General features: G+C 55.3%; 18 protein-coding genes. 7 read left to right on the top strand and 11 right to left on the bottom strand.

Annotation, left to right across the window (positions count from 1 at the left end; all coding sequences use genetic code 11):
* Positions 1-11 precede the first annotated feature (11 nt).
* Positions 12-815 (bottom strand): co-chaperone DjlA, encoded by an 804-nt coding sequence (djlA, locus tag HP564_RS17135; protein ID WP_371245037.1) that lies wholly within the window; start codon positions 813-815, stop codon positions 12-14.
* Between the two features lie 182 nt (positions 816-997).
* Here djlA and lptD point away from each other — a divergent pair, with 182 nt between their 5' ends.
* From lptD to apaH, 6 genes are read left to right on the top strand one after another with little or no spacing between them, the layout of a single operon-like run.
* Positions 998-3,376, top strand: coding sequence for an LPS assembly protein LptD (lptD, locus tag HP564_RS17130; protein ID WP_371245036.1), 2,379 nt, complete (start codon positions 998-1,000; stop codon positions 3,374-3,376).
* A gap of 55 nt (positions 3,377-3,431) precedes the next feature.
* Positions 3,432-4,727: a peptidylprolyl isomerase SurA gene (surA, locus tag HP564_RS17125; RefSeq protein ID WP_371245035.1), complete on the top strand. Its 1,296-nt coding sequence runs from the start codon at positions 3,432-3,434 to the stop codon at positions 4,725-4,727.
* On the top strand, positions 4,717-5,709 hold the full coding sequence (pdxA, locus tag HP564_RS17120; protein ID WP_371245034.1) for a 4-hydroxythreonine-4-phosphate dehydrogenase PdxA: 993 nt from the start codon (positions 4,717-4,719) through the stop codon (positions 5,707-5,709). The genes surA and pdxA overlap by 11 nt, the downstream gene beginning before the upstream one ends.
* A complete protein-coding gene (gene rsmA / locus HP564_RS17115) occupies positions 5,702-6,523 on the top strand; it encodes a 16S rRNA (adenine(1518)-N(6)/adenine(1519)-N(6))-dimethyltransferase RsmA (protein ID WP_371245033.1) in 822 nt (273 codons plus the stop codon). The genes pdxA and rsmA overlap by 8 nt, the downstream gene beginning before the upstream one ends.
* Before the next feature lie 3 nt (positions 6,524-6,526).
* Complete coding sequence (gene apaG / locus HP564_RS17110; RefSeq protein ID WP_371245032.1) at positions 6,527-6,904, top strand: Co2+/Mg2+ efflux protein ApaG; 378 nt, start codon at positions 6,527-6,529, stop codon at positions 6,902-6,904.
* Positions 6,905-6,961: 57 nt separating this feature from the next.
* Positions 6,962-7,816, top strand: coding sequence for a bis(5'-nucleosyl)-tetraphosphatase (symmetrical) ApaH (apaH, locus tag HP564_RS17105; RefSeq protein WP_371245031.1), 855 nt, complete (start codon positions 6,962-6,964; stop codon positions 7,814-7,816).
* A gap of 101 nt (positions 7,817-7,917) precedes the next feature.
* Here apaH and folA read toward each other — a convergent pair whose 3' ends face one another.
* Positions 7,918-8,397 (bottom strand): type 3 dihydrofolate reductase, encoded by a 480-nt coding sequence (gene folA, locus HP564_RS17100; protein WP_371245030.1) that lies wholly within the window; start codon positions 8,395-8,397, stop codon positions 7,918-7,920.
* 262 nt (positions 8,398-8,659) lie between these two features.
* Between folA and HP564_RS17095 the strand changes: the two genes are divergently transcribed.
* A complete protein-coding gene (locus tag HP564_RS17095) occupies positions 8,660-9,037 on the top strand; it encodes a DUF805 domain-containing protein (protein WP_371245029.1) in 378 nt (125 codons plus the stop codon).
* 40 nt (positions 9,038-9,077) lie between these two features.
* Here the strand turns inward: HP564_RS17095 and HP564_RS17090 are convergent, their stop codons facing one another.
* The 9 genes from HP564_RS17090 to ribF form a co-directional block, all read right to left on the bottom strand.
* The gene (locus tag HP564_RS17090; RefSeq protein WP_371245028.1) at positions 9,078-10,217 is read right to left on the bottom strand and encodes a porin; all 1,140 of its coding nucleotides are present in this window, start codon (positions 10,215-10,217) and stop codon (positions 9,078-9,080) included.
* 238 nt (positions 10,218-10,455) lie between these two features.
* On the bottom strand, positions 10,456-13,680 hold the full coding sequence (gene carB, locus HP564_RS17085; RefSeq protein ID WP_371245027.1) for a carbamoyl-phosphate synthase large subunit: 3,225 nt from the start codon (positions 13,678-13,680) through the stop codon (positions 10,456-10,458).
* A gap of 14 nt (positions 13,681-13,694) precedes the next feature.
* Entirely contained in the window at positions 13,695-14,843 is a 1,149-nt protein-coding gene (carA, locus tag HP564_RS17080; protein ID WP_371245026.1) for a glutamine-hydrolyzing carbamoyl-phosphate synthase small subunit, read from the bottom strand.
* A gap of 470 nt (positions 14,844-15,313) precedes the next feature.
* Entirely contained in the window at positions 15,314-16,129 is an 816-nt protein-coding gene (gene dapB / locus HP564_RS17075) for a 4-hydroxy-tetrahydrodipicolinate reductase (RefSeq protein ID WP_371245025.1), read from the bottom strand.
* 212 nt (positions 16,130-16,341) lie between these two features.
* Positions 16,342-17,295 carry a 4-hydroxy-3-methylbut-2-enyl diphosphate reductase gene (ispH, locus tag HP564_RS17070; RefSeq protein ID WP_371245155.1) on the bottom strand — a complete coding sequence of 318 codons (954 nt, stop codon included), beginning with the start codon at positions 17,293-17,295 and terminating at the stop codon, positions 16,342-16,344.
* A complete protein-coding gene (gene fkpB / locus HP564_RS17065) occupies positions 17,276-17,746 on the bottom strand; it encodes an FKBP-type peptidyl-prolyl cis-trans isomerase (RefSeq protein ID WP_371245024.1) in 471 nt (156 codons plus the stop codon). Before fkpB ends, ispH begins: the two co-directional genes overlap by 20 nt.
* A gap of 3 nt (positions 17,747-17,749) precedes the next feature.
* Positions 17,750-18,253 (bottom strand): signal peptidase II, encoded by a 504-nt coding sequence (lspA, locus tag HP564_RS17060; protein WP_371245023.1) that lies wholly within the window; start codon positions 18,251-18,253, stop codon positions 17,750-17,752.
* Positions 18,253-21,072 carry an isoleucine--tRNA ligase gene (ileS, locus tag HP564_RS17055; protein ID WP_371245022.1) on the bottom strand — a complete coding sequence of 940 codons (2,820 nt, stop codon included), beginning with the start codon at positions 21,070-21,072 and terminating at the stop codon, positions 18,253-18,255. Before ileS ends, lspA begins: the two co-directional genes overlap by 1 nt.
* Before the next feature lie 28 nt (positions 21,073-21,100).
* Positions 21,101-22,024 carry a bifunctional riboflavin kinase/FAD synthetase gene (ribF, locus tag HP564_RS17050; protein ID WP_371245021.1) on the bottom strand — a complete coding sequence of 308 codons (924 nt, stop codon included), beginning with the start codon at positions 22,022-22,024 and terminating at the stop codon, positions 21,101-21,103.
* Positions 22,025-22,108 lie beyond the last annotated feature (84 nt).

The raw sequence follows: 22,108 nt of genomic DNA, 5'->3' as shown, positions 1-22,108 counted from the left end.
GAACCCGCGCGCTACTTAAAGCCTTTCTCGCGGCGAATCAGATCGTAAGCCGCCTGAATTTCCTGCGCCTTCTGCTTCGCCATCTCCATCATTTCCGGCGGCAGGCCTTTCGCCACCAGCTTGTCGGGATGATGTTCGCTCATGAGTTTGCGGTAGGCGCGCTTAATGGTGGTCGCGTCGTCGCTGCTTTTAACGCCCAGCACGCTACAGGCATCTTCCAGCGTCGGCCCACGCTGCGCCTGCTGAAAGCCGCCGCTCTGGCCACCGCCAAACTGCTGGCCGCCCTCCATCATGCGTAAAAACTGATCGAACTGAACGCGCGAAATTCCCAGCTCTTCTGCGATAACGTAGAGTACCTGGCGTTCATTCGGGTGCAGCGATCCGTCAGCGAACGCGGCCTGGATCTGAATTTCCAGAAACATCCGAATAAGATCAAAACGCCCAAAACAGGCGCTGCGCAGCTCGCGCAGTTTCGTGCGTAGCGGATAATCGCCCTGCTTGCCCTCGCGGAAGGCGCGCTGCGCAGCCGTACGTGCCTCGCCATGAAGCTGCATGCGATCCATTAATAAGGAAGCAATTTGAATATCGGCTTCGGTGACGCGCCCTTTCGATTTGGTCAAATGGCCCATCACCTGAAAGGTGGTCTGAAAAAACAGCGTCTGACGCGTCTGATTATTGGCAAACCAGGCCTGTCCTTTGGCGCTGCGAACCTTGTCGATGAGATGGCCAATCAGCAGGCCGAGCACGATACCCCAAAAACCCGCGCCGGAAAGTAACCCCAGCACCAGCCCAATAACTTTTCCCCAGTAGCGCATAAACTCCTCAATTCGCCATGCTTGCGGCTGAAAATTGCATTATCATACCTGTCATTTATCCCAGCGCCTAACGGCAACGCGGACAGACACGGATTAACACTGGCACAACGCCGGGCAGTACGTTAGTCTCTGAGCCGATTGTCGGCATGATGCCAGTTTTCATGGAATTCTCGATACCGCGTATGAATAAACGACTACCTACCCTGCTGGCCACCATGATTGGCGCAGCACTTTCCAGTCAGTCTGCTCTGGCCGACGATCTCATGTCGCAGTGTATGCTGGGCGTGCCGAGCTATAATCGCCCGCTGGTCACTGGCCAGACAAACCAGCTGCCGGTGACAATCCACTCCGACGCAGCAAAAGGGAACTATCCAGACGACGCGGTATTCACGGGGAATGTGGATGTCCAGCAGGGCAACAGCCGCCTGCAGTCGGACGAGATGCAGCTGCATCAGCGCCAGCAGGAGGGGCAGACCACCCCGGTTCGTACCGTCGATGCGCTGGGTAACGTGCAGTATGACGATAATCAGGTCATTCTCAAGGGCCCTAAAGCCTGGTCAAATCTGAACAGCAAAGACACCAACGTCTGGAACGGTAACTACCAGATGGTGGGACGTCAGGGACGCGGCGACGCCGAGCTGATGAAGCAGCGCGACAGCAACCGCTACACCATTCTGGAAAACGGCACTTTTACCTCCTGTCTGCCCGGCTATAACAGCTGGAGCGTGGTGGGTTCTGAGGTTATTCAGGATCGTCAGGAAGAAGTTGCTGAAATCTGGAACGCCCGCTTTAAACTGGGCGCGGTGCCGGTCTTTTATAGCCCCTATTTGCAGTTGCCGATTGGCGATCGTCGTCGCTCCGGCTTCCTGATCCCGAACGCAAAATATGGCAGCAGTAAAGGGTTTGAATTTGTTCTCCCCTACTACTGGAACATCGCGCCGCAGGCGGATGCCACTATTACGCCGCATTACATGTCGAAGCGCGGCATGCAGCTGGAAAACGAATTTCGTTATCTGACGCAGTTTGGTGCGGGTCTGATGGAGTTTGATTATCTGCCGTCAGACGATCAGTACGATAAAGATAAAGCGGTGCGTGGTATCGCAGAGGACAAGAGCAGCGACCGCTGGCTCTTCTACTGGCAGCACGCGGGCGTTTATGAACAGCACTGGCGTTTTAGCGCCAACTATACCAAGGTCAGCGATCCATATTACTTTAACGACCTCGACTCCAAATACTACAGTTCCACCGACGGCTATGCGACGCAAAAATTCAGCATCGGCTACGCCGACACAAACTGGGATGCCACGCTTTCGAGCAGGGATTTCCAGGTCTTTGGCGACACCAGCAACAGCAACGTATATCGTGCGCAGCCACAGCTGGATGTAAACTTCTACCAGAACGATATGGGGCCGTTTGATGGCCGCATCTATGCGCAGGCGGTGAAGTTTACCAACGTCAACGACAACTATCCTGAAGCAACACGTCTGCATATTGAGCCGACGCTTGACCTGCCGCTCTCTAACGGCTGGGCCAGCCTTGATACTCAGGCTAAGCTCCTGGCCACGCACTACCAGCAGGATTCACTGGATTACTACAATGCGAATCTGGCAGGAAATGCCAACAGCCAGAGCAGCCAGCTGAAGAGCACGGTCAACCGCACCATGCCGCAGTTCAAAGTCGATGGCCGCCTGGTTTTCGATCGCAATATGGACTGGGCAGAGGGCTATACCCAGACGCTGGAACCGCGCGTTCAGTATCTTTATATTCCGTACCGCGACCAGAGCAGTATCTACCCGTATGACTCGACGCTGCTGCAGACCGACTATACTGGCCTGTTCCGCGACCGTACTTACAGCGGCCTGGATCGTATCGCCTCGGCCAATGAAGTCGCATCCGGTGTTACCACGCGTATTTATGATCAAGATCTGGTTGAACGTTTTAATGTTTCCGTGGGTCAAATCTACTCGTTTACCCCTTCACGCACTGGCGTGAATCAGACCACCAAAGAAGATGACACCGGCAGCCTGATTTGGGCTGGTGACACCTACTGGAAGGTCAGCGACCGTTGGGCGGTGCGCGGCGGGCTGCAATATGATACCCGTCTGGATAACGTGGCGCAGGGCAATACCGTACTGGAGTACCGCCGCGATGCGGATCGTATTCTGCAGCTGAGCTACCGCTACAGCAGCCCGGAATACGTTGCCAGTGCGTTGAATAACTCTGCACTGGTGAACAACCCGATTTACAAAAACGGGATTTCACAGGTGGGCGGTACGGCCAGCTGGCCAATTGCAGATGCCTGGTCGGTGGTGGGTGCGTATTATTACGACACGCGCAACAAGAAACCGGCGTCGCAGCTGCTGGGCCTGCAGTACAGCTCTTGCTGCTACGCGATCCGCGTCGGCTACGAACGTAAGATCAACGGTTGGGAAAATAACGATAGTAAGTATGACAACCAAATCTCATTCAACATTGAGCTGCGTGGTTTGAGCTCCGGTTATGGCTTAGGCACCGATCAGATGCTGCGCCAGGGAATCATCCCTTACCAGCGCGCTTTCTGATGTTGTGATGTTTGACTGGTAATTCCCGCACTGCGGAAACAACTATGGAAAAAGTATGAAGAACTGGAGAATGCTGATTCTGGGTGTGGCGGTAGCCGCTAACACCGCGTTCGCAGCACCACAAGTGGTTGATAAAGTCGCTGCCGTTGTTAACAACGGCGTCGTTCTTGAGAGTGACGTAGATAATATGCTGCGCACTGTGAAGGCGCAGGCGCAACAGGCCGGTCAGCAGCTGCCAGATGATAAGACATTGCGTCATCAGATCCTTGAACGTCAAATCATGGACAACATCATTCTGCAGATGGGCGAAAAAGCAGGCCTGCAGATCAACGATCAGCAACTCGACCAGGCGATTAGCAATATTGCCGCGCAAAACCGTATGAGTCTCGATCAGCTGCGTAGCCGTCTGGCCTACGACGGCGTCAACTATGGCGACTATCGCGCGCAGATCCGCAAAGAGATGTTGATTTCGGAAGTGCGTAATAACGAGGTGCGCCGTCGCGTTACCATTCTGCCGCAGGAAGTGGATACGCTGGCCACGCAGGTGGGTGCTCAGAATAGTCAGGGTACCGAGCTAAACGTCAGCCAGATTTTGCTGCCGCTGCCGGAAAACCCGACTCAGCAGCAGGTTGACGATCAGGAAGCACTGGCTAAGCAGCTGGTTGGTGAGCTGAAAGGTGGGGCAGACTTCGGCAAACTGGCTGTAACCTACTCCGCCGATCCGCAGGCGCTGAAGGGCGGTAACATGGGCTGGGGCAAAATTGAAGAGCTGCCAACCCTGTTCGCCCAGGCCCTCTCTTCCGCTAAAAAAGGCGATATCGTTGGCCCCGTTCGCTCAGGTGTGGGTTTCCATATCCTGAAGGTGAATGACCTGCGCGGAGAGAGCAAAAACATCTCCGTTACGGAAGTGCACGCGCGTCATATTCTGCTGAAACCATCCCCGATCCTCACTGACGACCAGGCGCGTGCAAAACTGGAACAGATTGCAGCGGACATCCGCAGCGGCAAGACCTCCTTTGCGGCGGCGGCAAAGCAGTTTTCTGAAGATCCCGGCTCCGCTAACCAGGGCGGCGATCTCGGCTGGTCCTCGCCAGAAGCGTTCGATCCGGCATTCCGCGATGCACTGCTACAGCTGCAAAAAGGCCAGACCAGCAAGCCAGTGCACTCCTCTTTTGGCTGGCATCTGATTCAGCTGCTGGATACGCGTCAGGTAGATAAGACCGATGCGGCGCAGAAAGAGCGTGCCTACCGCCTGCTGTTCAACCGTAAGTTTGCGGAAGAAGCGCAAACCTGGATGCAGGAACAGCGCGCCAGCGCCTATGTGAAGATTCTGGACGGCAATGCTCAGTAATTTCCGTGTAGTGATTACGCCCGGCGAACCCGCCGGGATTGGTCCCGACCTGACCATTCAACTGGCCCAGCAGAGCTGGCCCGTTGAACTGGTGGTGTGCGCGTCGCCGCAGCTACTGCTTGACCGTGCGGCACAGCTCGGCCTGCCGCTGACGCTGCGCGACTATCAGCCAGATGCCGCGCCGCAGCCGCAGCAGGCGGGCACCCTCACGATACTGCCGATTGAGACCGCTCAACCGGTTACGCCGGGATCACTTCAGCCCGCAAACAGCCCCTACGTGCTGGCGACGCTGGCACGCGCCTGCGATGGCTGCCTTAACGGTGAGTTTGCCGCGCTGATCACCGGTCCGGTGCATAAAGGCGTGATCAATGATGCCGGTATCCCCTTTACCGGCCACACCGAATTCTTTGCCGATCGCGCAGGCGGTCACCGCGTGGTCATGATGCTGGCGACAGAGGGATTACGCGTGGCGCTGGCAACCACGCACCTGCCGCTTAAAGATGTCTCTGCCGCCATTACCCACGCCAGCCTGCGCGAAGTGATCACCATTTTGCATCGCGATTTGCAGCAAAAATTCGCTATCCCTCAGCCGCATATCTTTGTCTGTGGGCTTAACCCCCATGCGGGCGAGAGCGGCCATATGGGACGCGAAGAGATAGATACTCTTATTCCCGCGCTGGACTCTCTGCGTGAGCAGGGTATTCAGCTAACCGGCCCGCTCCCCGCGGATACCCTTTTCCAGCCCAAATATTTGCAGCACGCCGATGCGGTGCTGGCGATGTATCACGATCAGGGCTTACCGGTGCTAAAATTTCAGGGGTTTGGCCGTGCCGTCAATATCACGCTTGGCCTGCCCTTTATCCGTACCTCCGTTGACCACGGCACCGCGCTGGAACTGGCCGGTCTGGGCCAGGCGGAGCCGGGCAGCTTTATTACGGCGCTTAACCTCGCCATCACTATGATCAAGAGCAGTAATGAATAATCGCGTCCATCAGGGGCACTACGCCCGTAAACGTTTCGGGCAGAACTTCCTGAACGATCAGTACATTATCGACAGCATTGTCTCCGCCATCCATCCACAGCGCAGCGAGGCGCTGGTTGAGATCGGCCCTGGCCTTGGCGCGCTGACGGAACCCGTAGGTGAACGCCTCGATGCCTTGACGGTGGTCGAACTGGACCGCGATCTGGCGTCGCGTTTGCAGACGCACCCGTTCCTTGGTCCCAAGCTGACGATTTACCAGCAGGATGCGATGACCTTTGATTTCGCTGCGCTGGCGCAGGAAAAAGGCCAGCCGCTGCGCGTGTTTGGCAACCTGCCGTATAATATTTCGACCCCGCTGATGTTTCACCTTTTCAGCTATACTGGTTCGATTAAAGATATGCACTTCATGCTGCAGAAAGAGGTGGTTAACCGTCTCGTCGCCGGGCCTGGCAGCAAAGCCTATGGCCGCCTCAGCGTGATGGCGCAATACTACTGCCAGGTCATCCCGGTGCTGGAGGTGCCACCGCACGCCTTTACGCCGCCCCCTAAAGTGGATTCGGCGGTTGTGCGTCTGGTGCCTTTTGCAGAGCCACCCTACCCGGTGAGCGATGTGCGTGTTCTGAGCCGCATTACCACCGAAGCCTTTGGCCAGCGCCGCAAGACCTTACGTAACAGCCTGGGTTACCTGTTTACCGCTGGCGCGCTGGACGCGCTGGGCATTGATGCAGGACTACGTGCAGAAAACGTGACGGTAGCGCAATACTGTCAGTTAGCCAACTGGCTGGCGACACATCAAGGTGAACAGCTGGAGTAATGCATGAGTGAATCGGCCCGGATGTCCATTCAGGTACAGAGCCTGTATATCGCTTCGCAATCCTCACCGGAGGAAGAGCGCTATGTTTTCGCCTATACCATTACCATCCGCAATCTGGGCCGCAATGCCGTGCAGTTGCTCGGCCGCTACTGGCTGATCACCAACGGGAACGGCCGCGAAACCGAGGTTCAGGGTGAAGGCGTGGTGGGTGAGCAACCCGTTATCGAGCCGGGCAGCGAATTCCAGTACACCAGCGGTGCGGTTATCGAAACACCCATGGGCACCATGCAGGGGCACTATGTTATGCAGGATGAAGAGGGAGAAACCTTTAACATCGACATCCCCGTATTTCGCCTCGCGATAGAAACCCATATACACTGATTTTTTTCTTCTTCGCCCGGCTCTGCCGGGCGAAACCTTTTTTGCGGATGATTCTCTATGAGCACATATCTGATTGGCGACGTCCACGGCTGTTATGATGAGTTACGCGCCCTGCTAAAGCAGGTCGACTTCTCGCCTGAGCAGGATACGCTGTGGCTGACCGGCGATCTGGTGGCGCGCGGCTCAGGCTCTCTTGACGTGCTGCGCTATGTCAAATCGCTGGGCGACAGCGTGCGTATCGTTCTGGGCAACCACGACCTGCACCTGCTGGCGGTATTTGCCGGTATCAGCCGCAACAAGCCCAAAGATCGTCTGACGCCCCTGCTGGAAGCAGAGGACGCTGACGAGCTGGTTAACTGGCTGCGCCGCCAGCCGCTGCTGCAGGTGGATGATGAGAAAAAGCTGGTAATGGCGCACGCCGGTATTACACCGCAATGGGATTTAGAGACGGCAAAAACCTGCGCACGTGAGCTGGAAGCGGTGCTTGCCAGCGACAGCTATCCCCTGTTTCTTGATGCCATGTATGGCGATATGCCTAACAACTGGACGCCAGAGCTGAGCGGGCTGGCACGCCTGCGCTTTTCTGCCAATGCATTAACGCGGATGCGCTTCTGCTTTCCTAACGGGCAGCTCGATATGATCTGTAAAGAGACGCCGGACTCAGCGCCGCCGCCGCTTAAACCCTGGTTTGCGATCCCCGGCAAGCTTTCTGCGGAATATACCCAGGTGTTTGGTCACTGGGCATCGCTGGAAGGCAAAGGCACGCCGCCCGGCGTTATCGGGCTGGACACGGGCTGCTGCTGGGGAGGCATGCTGACCATGCTGCACTGGGAAAGCCAGCGCTATTACACTCAGGCGTCTAACCGTCAGCCGTCCGTCACAGAGAGCGTGACGCCATCGCAGTCGGCATAACCGTCGCACAACGTAAAACGCCTTGTCCATGGACAAGGCGTTTTGTTTTGTATCGGCTTTCGCGCCCCACAGGACAAGGCGGTTTGCTGACGCTGGCTTACTTAGCGACGGTCAAGAATTTCGAAGCAGTAGCTGTGAGAATTTTGCTCATCAGCGTCATGGAATTCGCTGAAGGTTGATTGCCACTCATCCGGTTCATAATCCGGGAATTGTGTATCCCCTTCTACCTCGGCGTCGATATGGGTGAGATAGAGACGATCCGCACGCTTCAGCATCTGCTCATAGATACGTCCGCCGCCAATTATCATCATCTCCGGCACGTCACCGGCTGCGGCAATCGCCTCGTCCAGTGAGGTCACCCAGGTCACGCCCTCCGCCGTGCCTGGCTGGCGGCTGACGACGATATTAAGACGTCCCGGCAGCGGGCGACCAATGGATTCAAAGGTCAGACGGCCCATAATTACCGGTTTGTTCAGGGTGTTACGTTTAAACCACGCCAAATCTGCAGGCAGGTTCCACGGCATGGCACCTTCCATACCAATGACGCGATCCGCTGCTAATGCCGCGATCAGACTAATCATGTTAAAAGACTCGTAGTAAAAAATTGGCGCCATCATACGTAAAGGCGAAACTTTCGTCGATAGCGGGAAGAGTGTAATTACGTAAAGCTTTTTTGCCTCCGCATTTTTGTTATTGTACAGAGTTTTAAACCGCCTTTTTCTTCCGCAGTACTGCAAGCCGCCAGATAAAATCGGTTACCCGGTACAAGGGCGGGAAAAGCGTTTCGCGGTTTGACGCAGCAAAATTTACTGTTCTCTTTTTTCTTTTAAAAGGACAAATCAGGTGAGTCACTATCTGGCCGTTTTAAAAATGTATGCCGTGTTCAACGGGCGCTGTCGCCGTAAGACGTTCTGGCTTTTTTTATTGTTCAGCACCCTTATCTCTCTCGCCTGTAGCGCCGTCGATGAGCTACTCGGACTTAACGTGTTTCGCGATCAGGGGCTGCTATCGCTAATCTATTCTGTGGCTGTGCTGATCCCTTCCGTCGCTGTCGGAGTACGCCGCCTGCACGATCTCGATCGGTCTGGCTGGTGGCTGCTGATTATGCTTATCCCGCTTCTGGGCACGCTGCTGCTGCTGATTTATTTCTGCCTGCGCGGTACGGTTGGCCCTAACCGCTTCGGCCCCGATCCGCTGGAAGTCTCTTTTCTTTCCCAATAAAAAAACGGCTCCTGCGGGAGCCGTTTTGCCATGCTGACGATTAGAAATCGTAGCGCAGACGCACCAGGTTCATATCACCCAGATTGTCGGTGCTGGAGGTAAAGACATGTTCATAGTCGACGCGGAAGCCGTAGTCGAGGAACAGCGTCACGCCCAGGCCGTTGTCGATGCGCTGGTAGTTGCGGCCGTTAACGTACTCCAGACGATCCCCCATCACGTAAGGCTGAACGGCTGTCAGGCCGTACTGCTTAACCGGGATTTTATAGCCCGCAAAGTATTCCAGGCCCCAGGCGTCGTCGGCAAAGTAGTCGTGAACGTTGTTACGTTTGCTCAGCAGGAAGTTCTGATACCAGCCGCCGCCCGCAGAAAGTGTCCAGTTGCCTGGCTTCCAGCTTAATGCGGTGCCGTAGATATTCTGGTTGTAATCGCCGCTGTCGCCTGTGCCCGGATTGCGCATCGTGGCGCGGGTATAGCTCCACGCGGTGCCCCAGGTCAGATCGTCGGTAATATGGTAATCCACGCCCAGCGAGCCGCCGCCTTTGCGCTTGTAGCGCAGGCCGTTGCCCGGCAGATATTCATTATCGCTAAACAGGTAGGAGGCGTAGAGATCGACCGCACCAAAGCTATTTTTATATTTTAACTGCTTACGCGAACGGTAGGAGCCATCATAGTCGCCATTAATACCGTTACCTGGCGCCTGACCTTTCATGTCGTAATCCCAGATATCCGTTTTCGCGCCAACAACGTCATAAAATACGCTGTTCTGCTGGCCAAAATAGATCTCGCCCCAGGTTTTACTTTTCAGACCGGTATAAAGCTGGCGACGCGTTGTGTCGTTAGCACCGTCTTTATAATGGTTATCCCAGTCGAATACGGCGGGAATATTCACCCCCACCTCATAGTAGCTGGCCCAGCTAATATCGTCGAAGAGGTAATAATCGGCGGCGAAACGGAAACGGGTGCCGCCGTCAAAGCCGTTACGCTTGAAAGATTTATCGTTAACACCAGTCTGGTGTTCGAACTGCGGACGAATGCTGCCGCCCACGGTAAAGTTCAGTCGGCTCAGCGGATCGCCCGCCTGCGGATCTTGTTTAAGAAGTGTTATTTCTGCCTGGCTGGTCAATGGCGCGGCCGCCATTAACGCAGCAATAGCGCTCAGTGTGAAAGCACGCATTTTCATTTTTATACATATCCCTGATTGGGCTCGAATTATGAGCGGCGAGATATTACGTCTTGCTGGCAGGCATGCGCATTATAATTTTGTGCGATTTTTTCGGGCGAGGATAATTAAAGCACGATGCGCTAATCCTAAAGACAAATCAGTTTAACTTTAATCGTTTTTAGTTATTTATTATCGGTAATCAATTTATAAAAATAAAAAAAACGGCCCTGACGGGCCGTTTAGTAACACACGGAAATTAACCGTTGATTAGCGCGTGCATTTCCTGAACAGAAATTACTTTTTCCGTTGGATCCGCATTCAGCGACATGGCGGTAGCAAAACCACCGTTTAACGTTGTGTCATAGTGCACTTTATATTGCAGGGCGCTGCGGCGAATAATCCGCGAATCTTCAATCGCCTGGCGACCCGCAGTGGTGTTGACGATATAGGTGTATTCGCCGTTTTTCAGACGGTCCTGAATATGGGGACGGCCCTCATGCACTTTATTAACCAGACGCGGATTAATACCCGCTTCGCCCAGCACGACCGCCGTGCCGTGCGTGGCATCCAGCTCGAAGCCAAACTTCAGCAGTTTAGCGGCCAGGTCAACGATGCGCTTCTTGTCACCTTCGCGTACCGACAGTAGCGCACGTCCGCTCTTTTTCATGTTGCTCTGCGCGCCCAGCATCGCTTTAGAGAAGGCTTCAGCGAAAGTGCGGCCAACACCCATCACTTCACCGGTGGAGCGCATTTCCGGGCCAAGAATAGGGTCTACGCCCTGGAACTTGTTGAACGGCAGCACCACTTCCTTCACCGAGTAGTACGGTGGGATCACCTCTTCAGTGACGCCCTGCTCAGCCAGGGTTTTGCCTGCCATCACACGTGCGGCCACTTTAGCCAGCGGCACGCCGGTTGCCTTGGAAACGAACGGAACGGTACGCGCGGCGCGTGGGTTCACTTCGATAAGGTAAACCTCATTGTCCTTCACAGCGAACTGCACGTTCATCAAACCGCGCACGTTAAGCTCGAACGCCAGACGCTCGACCTGCTGGCGCATCACGTTCTGAATTTCCTGGCTCAGCGTGTAGGCCGGCAGTGAACAGGCGGAGTCGCCTGAATGCACGCCTGCCTGCTCAATATGCTCCATGATGCCGCCAATCAGCACGCGCTCGCCGTCGCAGATGGCATCGACGTCAACTTCGACCGCATCGTCAAGGAAGCGATCCAGCAGCACCGGTGCGTCGTTAGAGACCGAAACGGCGGTCTGGAAATAGCGCTTCAGATCGATTTCGTCGTAGACAATTTCCATCGCGCGGCCGCCCAGCACGTAAGAAGGGCGAACCACCAGCGGATAGCCAATGCTGGCCGCTTTCTCTACCGCCTGTTCCAGCGTGGTAACGGTGGCGTTGGCAGGCTGCTTCAGGCTGAGACGATCCACGGCCTGCTGAAAACGTTCACGGTCTTCCGCACGGTCAATGGCATCCGGGCTGGTGCCAATTACCGGCACGCCTGCGGCTTCCAGCGCGCGCGCCAGTTTCAGCGGCGTCTGACCACCGTACTGCACGATAACGCCTTTCGGCTGTTCGATGCGGACAATCTCCAGCACGTCTTCCAGCGTCACCGGCTCAAAGTAGAGACGATCAGAGGTGTCATAGTCGGTTGAAACGGTTTCCGGGTTACAGTTCACCATAATGGTCTCGAACCCGTCTTCGCGCAGCGCCAGCGCGGCGTGCACGCAGCAGTAGTCAAACTCAATGCCCTGGCCGATACGGTTTGGTCCGCCGCCCAGCACCATAATCTTGTCGCGATCCTGGCTCGGGTTCGCCTCGCACTCCTCCTCATAGGTGGAGTACATATAGGCAGTATCAGTCGCGAATTCAGCGGCGCAGGTATCTACACGTTTATAAACCGGATGCAGATTGTACTGCTGGCGCAGCTTGCGAATTTCACCCTCAGATACGCCCGCCAGCGTTGCCAGACGCGCATCGGCAAAGCCTTTGCGCTTCAGGGCGCGCAGGAACGGCTGGCTCAGGCCATTAACGCCCTCGCGAGCTACCTGCTCTTCCAGGCGCACCAGCTCTTCGATCTGAACCAGGAACCAGCGATCAATATTGGTCAGGTTAAACACGCCATCCACTGACATGCCGGCACGAAATGCATCGGCCACGTACCAGATACGATCGGCACCGGCATCTTTCAGCTCGCGACGGATACGGGTCAGCGCATCAGCATCATCCAGATGTACTTTTGGATCAAAACCGGTTGCGCCCACCTCCAGGCCGCGCAGCGCTTTCTGCATTGACTCCTGGAAGGTGCGACCAATCGCCATCACTTCGCCCACAGACTTCATCTGAGTGGTCAGGCGATCGTTGGCACCGGCAAACTTCTCGAAGTTGAAGCGTGGAATTTTGGTGACAACATAGTCGATAGACGGCTCAAACGACGCCGGCGTCAGGCCACCGGTAATATCATTCATCAGCTCGTCGAGCGTAAAGCCGACCGCCAGCTTGGCAGCCACTTTAGCAATCGGGAAGCCGGTCGCTTTGGACGCCAGCGCTGAAGAGCGCGAGACGCGCGGGTTCATCTCGATAACGATCAGGCGGCCGTTACTGGGGTTAACCGAGAACTGCACGTTTGAACCGCCAGTTTCGACGCCGATTTCACGCAGTACCGCCAGCGAGGCGTTACGCATGATTTGATACTCTTTATCGGTCAGGGTCTGGGCTGGCGCGACAGTGATGGAGTCGCCGGTATGAATGCCCATCGCATCGAAGTTTTCAATGGAGCAGACAATAATGCAGTTATCATTTTTGTCGCGAACCACTTCCATCTCATACTCTTTCCAGCCAATCAGCGACTCATCAATCAGCAGCTCATTGGTCGGGGAGAGATCCAGACCACGTTCGCAAATTTCTTCAAACTCTTCGCGGTTATAGGCAATACCGCCGCCGGTGCCGCCCATCGTAAAGGAGGGACGAATAATGCACGGGAAGCCAACGTCTTCGGCAACTTTCAGCGCCTCTTCCATGGTGTGGGCGATACCAGAACGTGCCGTTTCAAGGCCGATCGCCTTCATCGCCTTGTCAAAGCGCTGGCGATCTTCTGCCTTATCGATGGCATCCGCCGTGGCACCAATCATGGTTACGCCAAACTCTTCCAGCACCCCCTGACGCTCCAGTTCCAGCGCGCAGTTCAGTGCCGTCTGTCCCCCCATCGTCGGCAGCACCGCGTCGGGACGCTCTTTTTCGATGATTTTGCGTACCACTTCCCAGTGAATTGGCTCGATATAGGTTGCATCGGCCATCTCAGGGTCAGTCATGATAGTCGCAGGGTTGGAGTTTACCAGAATAACGCGGTAACCCTCTTCGCGCAGCGCCTTACACGCCTGCGCACCAGAATAGTCAAACTCACAGGCCTGGCCGATAACGATCGGGCCTGCGCCAAGGATCAGGATGGATTTTATGTCGGTACGTTTTGGCATTTTCAGGCTCCTGATTACTTAGCTTTTGAACGGTAGGCTTCAATCAGTTCGATAAAGTGGTCGAACAGTGGCGCGGCGTCATGCGGCCCTGGGCTCGCTTCCGGGTGCCCCTGGAAACTGAACGCGGGTTTGTCGGTGCGATGAATGCCCTGCACCGTTTTGTCGAACAGCGAAACGTGGGTCACACGCAGGTTAGCAGGCAGGTTAGCCTCATCAACGGCAAATCCATGGTTCTGTGCGGTGATCATGACGCGGTTATTGTCGAGATCCTGCACCGGATGGTTACCGCCGTGGTGACCCAGCTTCATTTTCACCGTTTTTGCACCGCTTGCCAGCGCCAGAAGCTGATGGCCAAGGCAGATACCAAATACCGGAATATCGGTTTCGAGGAAGGTTTTAATCGCGCTGATAGCATAGTCGCACGGTTCCGGATCGCCCGGTCCATTGGAGAGGAAGATGCCATCTGGGTTCAGCTTCAGCACCTCTTCGGCAGGGGTCTGCGCCGGTACCACCGTTAAGCGGCAGCCGCGATCCACCAGCATGCGGAAGATGTTAAATTTTACGCCGTAGTCATAAGCCACCACGTGATAGGGCAGTGCCTCTGCGCTTTGCTGCTGTGGCAGACCTTCTTCCAGCGTCCATGAGCCCTGCTGCCAGCTATAGGTTTCGGCCGTTGTGACCTCTTTTGCCAGATCCATGCCTTTTAGGCCGGGAAAGGCCTGCGCTTTCTGTAACGCCAGCGCGGCATCCGGCTTGTCCCCGGCGATAATGCAGCCGTTTTGAGCGCCCTTTTCGCGCAGCAGGCGAGTCAGCTTACGTGTATCGATATCGGCGATGGCCACGATGTTGTTGCGCTGTAAATAGGCTGACAGGCCCTCTTCGTTGCGAAAGTTGCTGGCAATCAGCGGCAGATCGCGGATAACAAGCCCTTGAGCATGGACCTGATGAGATTCTGCGTCGGCGGCGTTAGTACCAACATTGCCAATATGGGGATAAGTGAGGGTGACGATCTGGCGGGAATAGGAGGGATCAGTGAGTATTTCTTGATAACCGGTCATTGACGTGTTGAAAACGACCTCCCCCACTGCCGATCCTGTTGCCCCGATGGCCCGACCGTGGAATTGGGTTCCGTCTTCCAGAACCAAGAGCGCTGACTTAATCAAAACATCCTCCAGGGAATAAACAGTCACAATATTTGCATATTAATTCAAAATTTGCCCCTGAATCAAGGCAAAAACCGCCTGAATGGTCGATTTTTGGCAAATTGGGCGCATTCTAATGATCGCACTAAAGCTTGTCTACCCTGAACGGCAATTATTTTGTGATTTTCAGGTCACTGCCTGTTAAAAGTGGAGGTAAGGCGCGAAAAACAGAGATTTTAGGGCGGGATAATCGGTTGCTCAGCGGGAAAAAGATAACTTGCACGCCAGAGAGGGGATTTTTTTGACCATTTGGTCAAAAAAGTATTTTTTCGTCGCTAAAAAAACAGGATAAACGTGATTTTTAAATAACTCAGTAAAAAAACCAATCATAGCCTTCATTTAAAAAATCAAAATTAAGGGCGATAAAAAATCGCCCTTTTCAATCAACAAATTAATGATTGAAATAACCACATCACGATGGTTCAAAAAACTTATAAAACCGACAAACCGAGGACATCCCGCATATCATAGAGACCCGTTTTCTCCCCTTTAAGCCACAAAGCCGCCTTAACAGCACCTTTTGCAAAAGTCATACGACTTGAAGCCTTGTGAGTTATCTCAATACGCTCGCCAGCATCTGCAAACATTGCCGTATGCTCGCCGACGATATCGCCCGCCCTGACCGTAGCAAAACCGATCGTCTGTGGCTTGCGCTCGCCAGTATGGCCTTCACGCGCGTAGACCGCGTGATCTTTTAAATCCCAGTGCATCGCATCGGCAATCGCTTCCCCCATCGCCAGCGCGGTACCAGAAGGCGCGTCAACTTTGTGGCGATGATGCGCTTCGATAATTTCGATATCTGCGTAATCACCCATTACCTTTGCTGCTTTTTCCAGTAGCTTCAGCACCAGATTCACGCCAACGCTAAAGTTGGCCGCGAAGACAATGCCGATCTCTTCTGACGCCGCGCTGATGGCCGCTTTGCCCGCTTCATCAAAACCCGTCGTGCCGATCACCATTGCCTTCTTATATTCCCGGCAGAGTGCCAGATAGTGCAGCGTTCCCTCGGGACGGGTAAAGTCGACCAGCACGTCAAAGTCATCCATGACGCTGCGTAAATCGTCAGTAATGATGATGCCGTTTTTACCCAGACCGGCCAGCTCGCCGGCATCGCTGCCAGTCAGCGAAGAACCGGGACGTACCAGCGCGGCTCCCAGCTCAACGCCCTCAGCCTGCTGTGTCGCCTCTATTAAGTTGCGTCCCATGCGGCCCGGTGCACCCACAATGGCAATGCGGTAATTACTCATATTTATTCATTCCTGATACAAAATTATGCATGCAAAGCGTAATCAGGTTAACGGTCAGTTAACAGTCACGCCACTATTAATGCGAGATAATAAGAATTTCAGCGGAATGCCTGCCTGTTATCAGTAAAAGCAATTCCCGCTGCTGGAACTCTTTTTTAAGCCAATAAAAAAGACCGAACAAGTCGGTCTTTTCAATGTATCCGCGCAGGATGTTACTGCACGTTGCGAACCTCTACGCGCAGCTCTTTTGGCACCTCAAACACGATATTCTCTTCGCGTCCAATCAGCTCAATGGCAGCTTCACCGCCTAAATCGCGCAGACGCTGGATTACCTGCTGCACCAGGATATCAGGCGCAGAGGCACCTGCGGTGACGCCGATGCACGCCACGCCTTTCACCCACTCTTCCTGAATGTCATCTGCCGAATCGATCAGCTTCGCCAGCTTGCCCGCGCGCTGCGCCAGCTCAGCCAGACGATTAGAATTCGAGGAGTTCTTCGAACCCACCACCAGCACGACCTCGGCATCACGGGCCAGCACGCGCACCGCTTCCTGCCGGTTAGTGGTGGCGTAGCAAATGTCGTCCTTGCGCGGGCCAACAATCGCCGGGAAGCGGATGCGCAGGGCATCAATCACGTCAGAGGTATCATCCACTGACAGCGTAGTCTGCGTCATAAAGCAGAGGTTGCTTTCGTCTTTCACCTGCAACCTGAAGACATCCTCTGGCGATTCCACCAGATACATGCCGCCCTCAGGATTACTGTACTGCCCCATGGTGCCTTCGACTTCCGGATGACCCGCATGGCCAATCAGAATTGCCTCGATGCCCTTGCGGCTGGCGCGGGCAACTTCCATATGCACTTTCGTAACCAGCGGGCAGGTGGCGTCAAACAGCATTGTCAGGCTGCGTGCTTTGGCTTCGGCACGAACGGCCTGCGAGACGCCATGCGCGGAAAAGATCAGAATGGCGTTGTCGGGAACTTCTGCGATCTCCTCAATAAAGATCGCTCCGCGCTCGCGCAGGCTGTTTACCACGTAGCGGTTATGTACCACTTCGTGACGCACGTAGATAGGCGCGCCATACATCTCCAGCGCGCGCTCCACGATGCTGATGGCACGATCGACACCAGCACAAAAGCCGCGCGGGTTAGCCAGCAGGATTTGCATCATTTGCCTCCAGTACCGGATTGACTTCCAGCACGTCGATATCAAAATGAACCTGATGACCGGCCAGCGGATGGTTGAAGTCCACCGTAATGGAATCACCGGAAATATCGCGGATCACACCAGGCATCTCACTGCCGCCCATGCCGGTAAACAGCATAATAGCGCCGATTTCCGGCTCGCCCGCATCAATAAAGTCACGGCGTGAGAAGTACTGGATGAGATCCGGGCTGACGACACCAAAAGCGGCATCCGGTTCCAGCATGAAGGCGTGTTTGTCACCCGCTTTCAGCCCGAGCAGCTCCTGTTCCAGTGCATCGGAAAGGCTGCCATCGCCCAGACGGAACAGCGCCGGTTTACCAGAGGCGGAGGTTGACTCTGCGACAGAGCCATCCTCAAGCTTCAGGGTGAAATGCAGCAGCACTGCGCTGTCGCGCTGTACAGAGACGGTCATGTCTTACCCTTGTTTTGCCTGTTTGCCAGAGGGGCTGAAAAAGCCCTCCAGCACCACTAACGCAGCACCGATACAGATGCCGCAGTCAGCGATGTTAAAGGTAGCGAAGTGCCAGTTACCAATATAGAAGTCGATAAAGTCGACGACAAATCCGTGCCAGGCGCGATCGAACAGGTTGCCTGCCGCGCCACCAATAATCAGCGCGTAGGCGATATTAACCATTTTCTGGCTGGCGCGGCTGCGGTACATCATGACCAGTAGCGCGACTACGATAGCGATAGCGATACCGGCAAAAAACCAGCGCTGCCAGCCGCCTTTATCTGCCAGAAAGCTGAACGCGGCACCGTAGTTGTGCGCGTAGAACAGGTTAAGGAACGGCATCAGCGGCTGCGTTTCATGCAGCATCATGTTGTTCATCACCCACTGCTTGCTGGCGAAGTCCACCAGGATCACCACCAGCACCAGCCATATCCAGCGTAAGCCGGTTGATAAAAGAGATTTACGCATCAGGCAAATTTACGCTCTTCGCCGTTACCGGACAGGTTAGTGTAGCAACGACCACACACGGCAAGATGCTCCGCATTCTGGCCAACGTCAGTAGTGTAGTGCCAGCAGCGCGGGCATTTCTCACCTTCTGCTTTATGCAACGCGATTTTCAGACCTTTCACCAGCTCGCTCTGCTGCGCTTCTTCGCTCGCCAGCGCATAGTCGGCCACTGTCGCACCTGAGGTCAGCAGTACAAAGCGCAGCTCGTTGCCCAGCGCCTGCAGTTTCGTCGCCAGCGCCGCATCCGCATAAAGCGTCACGGTAGCCTCCAGCGCGCCGCCGATACGTTTGTCGCTACGCGCCTGCTCAATCGCTTTGTTCACTTCGCCACGCACTTTCAGCAGCTCGGCCCAGTATTCATCGTTCAGCGCTTCATCCTGTGACAGACCAAACAGCCCCTCATACCACTCTTCGGTGAAGACATACTGCGCGCGTTTACCTGGCAGGTAACCCCAGATCTCATCGGCAGTAAACGACATGATCGGTGCCATCCAGCGTACCAGCGCCTCAGCGATGTGCCACAGCGCGGTCTGGCAGCTACGACGCGCCAGACTGTCGCCCTTCGCGGTGTACTGGCGATCTTTGATGATATCCAGATAGAACGAGCCCATCTCGATCGAGCAGAACTGCATCAGGCGCTGAATAACCTCATGGAAGTCGTAGTTGTCGTATGAGGCGATAATGTCGGCCTGTGCAGCCTGCGCACGGCCAACAGCCCAGCGATCCACCACTACCATCTCTTCTGGCTTGACCCTGTCGGTTTCAGGATTGAAGCCATTCAGGTTCGCCAGCAGGAAGCGCGCGGTATTGCGAATACGACGGTAGGCATCGGCGGAGCGCTTAAGGATCTCGTCTGACACGGCCATCTCACCGGAATAGTCGGTAGAGGCCACCCACAGACGCAGAATATCCGCACCCAGTTTATTCATCACGTCCTGCGGCGACACGGTGTTGCCGATAGACTTGGACATCTTGCGACCCTGGCCATCGACGGTAAAGCCGTGCGTCAGTACCTGGCGGTAGGGCGCTTTGCCCTTCATCGCGGTAGAGATCATCAGTGAGGACATGAACCAGCCACGATGCTGGTCGGACCCTTCCAGATACATATCAGCTGCGTGGCCGCCGAATTCCGGACGCGCGTCGACAACCGCATAGCTGGTCGATCCTGAGTCGAACCAGACGTCCAGCGTATCTGGCACTTTTACATAATGGTCAGCGTCATCGCCCATCAGCTCGCGCGGATCGAGATCCCACCACGCCTGGATGCCATCCTGCTCGACGCGCTGCGCAACTTTCTCCATCAGCGCCAGCGTATCGGGATGCAGCTGCTCGGTCTCTTTGTGCACAAACAGCGCCATCGGTACGCCCCAGGTGCGCTGGCGGGAGATACACCAGTCTGGACGGTTTGCGACCATCGCTTCGATGCGCGCCTGACCCCAGTCCGGGATCCACTGCACGCCTTTGATCTCTTTCAGCGACTGCGCGCGCAGCCCTTTCTGATCCATGCTGATAAACCACTGTGGCGTGGCACGGAAGATGATGGGCGTTTTGTGACGCCAGCAATGCGGATAGCTGTGCAGCAGTTTTTCCACATGCAGCAGCGCGCCCTTCTCTTTCAGCAGCTCAACGATAACGTCGTTGGCTTTAAATACGTTCAGGCCGTCCAGCGTTGGATAGGTGCCCGGCAAATAGGTGCCGTCCGGACCCACCGGATTCGCCACTTCAATGCCATATTTCTGGCCGATCACGTAGTCGTCCGGGCCGTGGCCTGGCGCGGTATGCACGGCACCCGTACCGGCTTCCAGCGTAACGTGTTCACCCAGGACGACCGGCGACTGAATATTGACCAGGAACGGATGCTGGAAGGTGAGACGCTCCAGCGCTGCGCCTTTACATTCGCCCAGCACGGTCCACTCGGTGACGCCTGCGCGCTTCAGCACGCTCTCTGCCAGCTCTTTCGCCAGGATCAGCGCGCGGCCGTCAGTCTGCACCAGCTGATAGTCAAATTCAGGATGCAGGGAGATGGCACGGTTGGCTGGCATAGTCCATGGGGTGGTCGTCCAGATCACCAGCGAGATCGGTCCCTTGACCGGCGCGTCGCCGAACTGCGCACGTACAGCCTCGCTGTCGACCGCATTAAACATCACGTCGATCGAAGGCGAGGTTTTGTCGTAGTACTCAACTTCGGCTTCCGCCAGCGCTGAACGGCAGTCCAGACACCAGTGCACCGGCTTCGCGCCCTTATGCAGATGGCCGTTGCCAATGATTTTACCCAGCGCACGGATGATGTTGGCTTCGGTCTGGAAGTTCATCGTCAGGTAGGGACGATCCCAGTCGCCCAGCACACCAAGACGAATAAAGTCTGCCTTCTGCCCTTCCACCTGCTCGGCGGCATATTTGCGGCACGCTTCGCGGAATTCAGCCGGGGTCACTTTCTCGCCCGGTTTGCCGATCATCTGCTCGACTTTGTGTTCAATCGGTAAACCGTGGCAGTCCCAGCCGGGTACGTAAGGCGAATCAAAGCCCGCCATGCCTTTCGACTTAACGATAATATCTTTCAGAATCTTGTTAACTGAGTGACCGATATGAATGCTGCCGTTCGCATAAGGAGGGCCGTCATGCAGAATAAAGGTTTTTTTCCCTTTTTTGGCTTCGCGGATGATGTTGTACAGATTGTCATCATACCAGCGTTGCAGCATTCCCGGTTCGCGTTTGGCCAGATCGCCGCGCATCGGGAACCCCGTTTCGGGCAAATTCAGGGTAGATTTATAGTCACTCATCAGATTCTCGTTTCCGTATTTCGCGGGATTAAAGCCCAAAGAATTGCCGGGCGGTTACCACATCTTTCGCAATTTGTTCTTTCAACGCCTCCAGTGAGGCAAAGCGCTGCTCGTTACGTATTTTATGCTTCAGCACCACATCAATGTGCTTTCCATACAGATTGATATTGATGTCAAGCAGGTGAACTTCAAGCTGCTGGCGCAATCCTTTTACCGTCGGTCGCGTGCCAATATTCGCGACGCCTGGAACCGGTGTGCCCAGACCAAGCACTTCCACCGCATAAACGCCTTTTACCGGCGAGACAGTGCGCCGTAAAGGAAGGTTTGCCGTAGGGAAACCGATGGTGCGCCCCAGCGCATCGCCATGCACGACGCGGCCAGAGATACTGAAGGGATGGCCCAGCAGCGTTTGCGCCAGCACCAGGTTGTCATCGGCCAGCGCCTGACGCACGGCAGTACTGCTGATACGCTTACCACCGTCGCAAAAGGTCTCAGTGCTGACCACGTCAAAGCCGTATTCGGCACCGGCTTTCTGTAATAACAGGAAATCGCCATGACGACCAGCGCCAAAGCGGAAATCATCGCCGACCGCCAGATAGTTGACGCCAAGCTTATCCACCAGCAGATCGGTGATAAAGCACTGCGCGGACTGTGCAGCAAAGCGACGATCAAAGCGTACGCACAGCACGCGATCAACGCCCGCTTCCGCCAGATATTTCAGCTTCTCACGCAGGCGTGTAAGCCGGGCAGGTGCTTTGTCTCCGGCGAACAGTTCAAGCGGCTGCGGTTCAAACAGCATCACCATCACCGGAAGCTGGCGTTTTCGTCCCTCTTCGCACAGGCGCGACATCAGCGCCTGATGGCCGCGATGCACGCCGTCGAAGTTACCAATGGTCAGGACGCAGCCGCGATGCTGCTCGTTTAGATTATGAATACCGCGGATAAACTTCATGGCTGACTCAAACCGGTGGAAATCGGCGGATTATACCCTTGAAAGGGTCGAAGGTTAACCCGTTAACGACACCTTTCCTGAGCA

The organism is Pantoea sp. KPR_PJ, from assembly GCF_041386365.1.
GTDB lineage: Bacteria > Pseudomonadota > Gammaproteobacteria > Enterobacterales > Enterobacteriaceae > Pantoea.
The sequence above is the reverse complement of the archived record's forward strand: the minus strand, read 5'-3'. Positions and strand labels throughout refer to the sequence as shown.

Bases quoted from the DNA above. Each gene is read 5' to 3' on its own strand.
- djlA (WP_371245037.1), bottom strand. From the start codon at position 815: ATGCGCTACTGGGGAAAAGTTATTGGGCTGGTGCTGGGGTTACTTTCC.
- lptD (WP_371245036.1), top strand. From the start codon at position 998: ATGAATAAACGACTACCTACCCTGCTGGCCACCATGATTGGCGCAGCA.
- surA (WP_371245035.1), top strand. From the start codon at position 3,432: ATGAAGAACTGGAGAATGCTGATTCTGGGTGTGGCGGTAGCCGCTAAC.
- pdxA (WP_371245034.1), top strand. From the start codon at position 4,717: ATGCTCAGTAATTTCCGTGTAGTGATTACGCCCGGCGAACCCGCCGGG.
- rsmA (WP_371245033.1), top strand. From the start codon at position 5,702: ATGAATAATCGCGTCCATCAGGGGCACTACGCCCGTAAACGTTTCGGG.
- apaG (WP_371245032.1), top strand. From the start codon at position 6,527: ATGAGTGAATCGGCCCGGATGTCCATTCAGGTACAGAGCCTGTATATC.
- apaH (WP_371245031.1), top strand. From the start codon at position 6,962: ATGAGCACATATCTGATTGGCGACGTCCACGGCTGTTATGATGAGTTA.
- folA (WP_371245030.1), bottom strand. From the start codon at position 8,397: ATGATTAGTCTGATCGCGGCATTAGCAGCGGATCGCGTCATTGGTATG.
- HP564_RS17090 (WP_371245028.1), bottom strand. From the start codon at position 10,217: ATGAAAATGCGTGCTTTCACACTGAGCGCTATTGCTGCGTTAATGGCG.
- carB (WP_371245027.1), bottom strand. From the start codon at position 13,680: ATGCCAAAACGTACCGACATAAAATCCATCCTGATCCTTGGCGCAGGC.
- dapB (WP_371245025.1), bottom strand. From the start codon at position 16,129: ATGAGTAATTACCGCATTGCCATTGTGGGTGCACCGGGCCGCATGGGA.
- ispH (WP_371245155.1), bottom strand. From the start codon at position 17,295: ATGCAAATCCTGCTGGCTAACCCGCGCGGCTTTTGTGCTGGTGTCGAT.
- fkpB (WP_371245024.1), bottom strand. From the start codon at position 17,746: ATGACCGTCTCTGTACAGCGCGACAGCGCAGTGCTGCTGCATTTCACC.
- lspA (WP_371245023.1), bottom strand. From the start codon at position 18,253: ATGCGTAAATCTCTTTTATCAACCGGCTTACGCTGGATATGGCTGGTG.
- ileS (WP_371245022.1), bottom strand. From the start codon at position 21,072: ATGAGTGACTATAAATCTACCCTGAATTTGCCCGAAACGGGGTTCCCG.
- ribF (WP_371245021.1), bottom strand. From the start codon at position 22,024: ATGAAGTTTATCCGCGGTATTCATAATCTAAACGAGCAGCATCGCGGC.